The 3,057-nt window shown below is 74.6% G+C and carries 3 protein-coding genes; 2 read left to right on the top strand and 1 reads right to left on the bottom strand.

The window, feature by feature from the left end; all coding sequences use genetic code 11:
• Positions 1-90 precede the first annotated feature (90 nt).
• Positions 91-678 (top strand): TetR family transcriptional regulator, encoded by a 588-nt coding sequence (locus HMPREF3099_RS04510; protein WP_168168435.1) that lies wholly within the window; start codon positions 91-93, stop codon positions 676-678.
• On the opposite strand, the gene HMPREF3099_RS04505 is transcribed toward HMPREF3099_RS04510, so the two are convergent.
• Positions 660-1,388, bottom strand: coding sequence for a siderophore-interacting protein (locus HMPREF3099_RS04505; RefSeq protein WP_070704529.1), 729 nt, complete (start codon positions 1,386-1,388; stop codon positions 660-662). The genes HMPREF3099_RS04510 and HMPREF3099_RS04505 overlap by 19 nt on opposite strands.
• A 175-nt stretch (positions 1,389-1,563) precedes the next feature.
• Between HMPREF3099_RS04505 and HMPREF3099_RS04500 the strand changes: the two genes are divergently transcribed.
• Positions 1,564-3,027 carry a pyridoxal phosphate-dependent decarboxylase family protein gene (locus tag HMPREF3099_RS04500; RefSeq protein WP_070704527.1) on the top strand — a complete coding sequence of 488 codons (1,464 nt, stop codon included), beginning with the start codon at positions 1,564-1,566 and terminating at the stop codon, positions 3,025-3,027.
• Positions 3,028-3,057 lie beyond the last annotated feature (30 nt).

Here is a 3,057-nt window from a genome sequence, read left to right as displayed (position 1 = left end):
GGAGCTGTGTGACGCCCTGCCGGCCGCGGTGCATCCCCGCCTGTGGACGACGCGCGGCGTGGGGCCGGCCTGTGGTGCGACGCTGGCCCGGTGGGCGGGCAGAAGGCACGGGCGGCGCGCAGGGCGAGGCGACGTGAGGAGCTGCGGCAGCAACGGTGGCAGGCCGCGGTCAGCGCAGCGACGGCGCTCGCGTGCGAGGGCGGCCGCGCAGCGGTGACGACGCGGGCCCTGGTGGCGCGGGTCGGGTTCAGCCAACCGGTCCTCTACGAGTCCATCGGGTCCATGGCCGACCTGTGGGAGGAGGTGACGCGGCGCGCCGTGCAGGTGCTGGGCGACGAGCTCGAGGTCCTCGACGGGCTCCCCACCCCCGAGGCCTTCCTGCTGCACCTCGTGTGGTTCGCCCGTGAGCGGCCGGGGCTCCACGACGCGATCTGGGTCGACGGGGTGGCTCCACCGTGGCTGACCGACTGGCTCGTCGAGAGCCGGGAGGCCGTCGGTGGTCCGCCCGCATCCACCTCGGGCGGGGTGCGGGCGCAGGCGGTCATCGCACTGGCGACGGTCCAGGGGCTCGTGCTGCGGGAGCGGTCGGGTCCCGGGTCGCCCGAGGAGTCCCGGGCCGCCGTCGCCGAGCTCGTCGCGCTGCTGGGGTGGACGGACCCTCAGGCGGCGCGCCAGTAGGCCAGCGCCGTCACGCGCTCCTTGGGCACGCCGACCTCCTTGCGCAGGTGCTTGCCCAGCTCGCGGCAGGTGGCGGCCTCCGGGGCCAGCCAGAACCAGTCGTCGGCCGGGTCGTGGCCGGCCTCCCGGCGGGCGGCCACGGCGGAGGTCACGGCATCGGGCAGGTGGCGGCCGGTGCCGCGCTCCAGGCGGTGCACCTCCACGTCCACCCGTGACGTGACGTGGATGCGCTGCTCGGAGGCGTCCTGCACCTCGAGCCAGACGGTGGCCGGTGTGGTGGGCAGCGCGTCGAGCACGGTGCGGATCGCCGGGATGCTCGCCGCGTCGCCCACCAGGTGCAGGTGCTCCACCTCGCCGTCGGGGGCGCGGAAGCCGGTGCCCTGCACGGTGGCCTCGAGCTCCAGGCCCGGTGCGGCGCCGGCCAAGGTGCGGGCGGCCACGCCGTCGTGCACGTGCACCTCGATGCTGAAGGTGCCGTCGGCCTGCGGGTCGATGACCGTGTAGGCGCGCTGGTGGGGCTTGCCGCGGTCGTCGGTGAACCACAGCCGCACCCACATGGTGGGGTGCCACTCCACGGCCCGCAGCAGCTCGGCGCCTTCGAGCCGGAGCCGCACGAAGGTGGGGGTGACCTGTGTGGACTCGAGCACGCGGACCCGGAAGTCCTTGGCGCCGTAGACCTTCAGGACGGCGCCCTGCCAGCCGCGATGCATGTGCTTCCTCCGTGGGATCGGGACCCGCCGCGCGGGAGTGCTGTTGAGGCAAGCCTAACCTGTGTGGCAGGGTGCGGCCTCGGTCACGTGGCCGACCCGGCCATGCGGCCCGGTGTCCGCCCCACCCCGCCGGTCGGTGGCCGCACCGTCCCCCGCATCGACCAGGAAGGCACGCATGTTCCTCACCTCCGCCTCCGGCCCGGCCTACGCCGACGCCGTGCAGCAGGCCGCGCAGCTGGTGCAACGCCACCTGGGGCGCACCGACCGCCCCGCCACCGGTGGGCGTGCCGCCCCCGTGGATGAGGTGGTGGCGCGCGTCGAGGGGGTCGACCTCGACACCCCCGCCCCCGGCGGCCTGGCCGAGGTGCTGCAGGAGGTCGACGACCTGTTCGTGCGCGACAGCATCGCCTTCGCCGACCCCCGATACGTGGCGCACCTGAACTGCCCGGTGACCCTGAGCTCCGTGGCCGCCGACGTGGTGACCAGCGCGCTCAACCCGTCCGTGGACACCTGGGACCAGAGCGTGGGTGCCACCGCCATGGAGTGCCGCCTCGTGGAGTGGACCTGCGAGCGCCTCGGCCTGGTGGCCGGCGACGGCGTGTTCACCCCCGGGGGCACCCTGAGCAACCTGCAGGCCCTGGTGGTGGCCCGCGGCGAGGCGCTGGCGGCCGGGCACGACCTGGCCGACCTGCGCATCCTCACCAGTGCGCACAGCCACTTCAGCATCCTCAAGGCCGCGCGCCTGCTGGGTCTGGCGCCCGATGCCGTGGTGCCCGTGCCGCTGGCCGACCACCGCATCGACCCGGTCGCCCTGGCCGTTACCGTCGACCGGGTGCGCGCCGCCGGCCACGCCGTGATGGCGGTGGTGGCCACCGCCGGCACCACCGACCTGGGCGTCGTGGACCCCCTCGAGGAGGTGGGTCGCGTGTGCCGCCGGGCGGGGGTGTGGCTGCACGTCGACGCCGCGTACGGCGGGGGCCTGCTGGCCAGCCGTCGGCGCCGGGGGCTGCTGGCCGGCATCGAGCAGGCCGACTCGGTGACCGTGGACTTCCACAAGACCTTCTTCGTGCCCGTCTCGGCCAGCGCCGTGCTGGTGCGCGACCCCTCCACCCTGCGCCACGTGACCCACCACGCGGCGTACCTCAACCCGGCCACCGCCAGCGTGCCCAACCAGGTGGACAAGTCCCTGCAGACCACGCGGCGCTTCGACGCGCTCAAACTGTGGATGACGCTGCGCACCGATGGCGCGGACGCCCTGGGGGAGGCGTTCGACACCGCCATCGACAACGCGCACGCCGTGGCCCAGCTGCTGGACGCCGACCCGGACTTCGAGATCGCGGCCGTGCCGCAGCTGTCCACCGTGGTGTTCCGGTACGCCCCGGCGCACCTGTCGGACTCCGCAGTGGACGTGCTGAACCCGCGCATCCGTGAGGAGCTCTTCGCCGACGGCGGGGCCATCGTGGCCGGGACGACCTTCGAGGGGCGGCCGTGGCTGAAGTTCACGGTGCTCAACCCGGCGAGCACGCCGGAGGTGCTGGCCGACGTGGTGGAGACCCTCCGCGAGACCGGGCGGATGCTCGCGCCGGTGGTGGGCGAGACCGCCGGAATGGCCCTCGAGCGCGAGGCGGCGGCCCGATGAGCAGCGCCCTGCGTTCCGCCCCGGTGGCCG

The organism is Kytococcus sp. HMSC28H12, from assembly GCF_001816045.1.
GTDB lineage: Bacteria > Actinomycetota > Actinomycetes > Actinomycetales > Dermatophilaceae > Kytococcus > Kytococcus schroeteri.
This window is presented reverse-complemented; position numbering and strand designations above follow the sequence as displayed.

Coding starts and splice junctions, on each gene's coding strand:
- HMPREF3099_RS04500 (WP_070704527.1), top strand. CDS start 1,564: ATGTTCCTCACCTCCGCCTCCGGCCCGGCCTACGCCGACGCCGTGCAG.
- HMPREF3099_RS04505 (WP_070704529.1), bottom strand. CDS start 1,388: ATGCATCGCGGCTGGCAGGGCGCCGTCCTGAAGGTCTACGGCGCCAAG.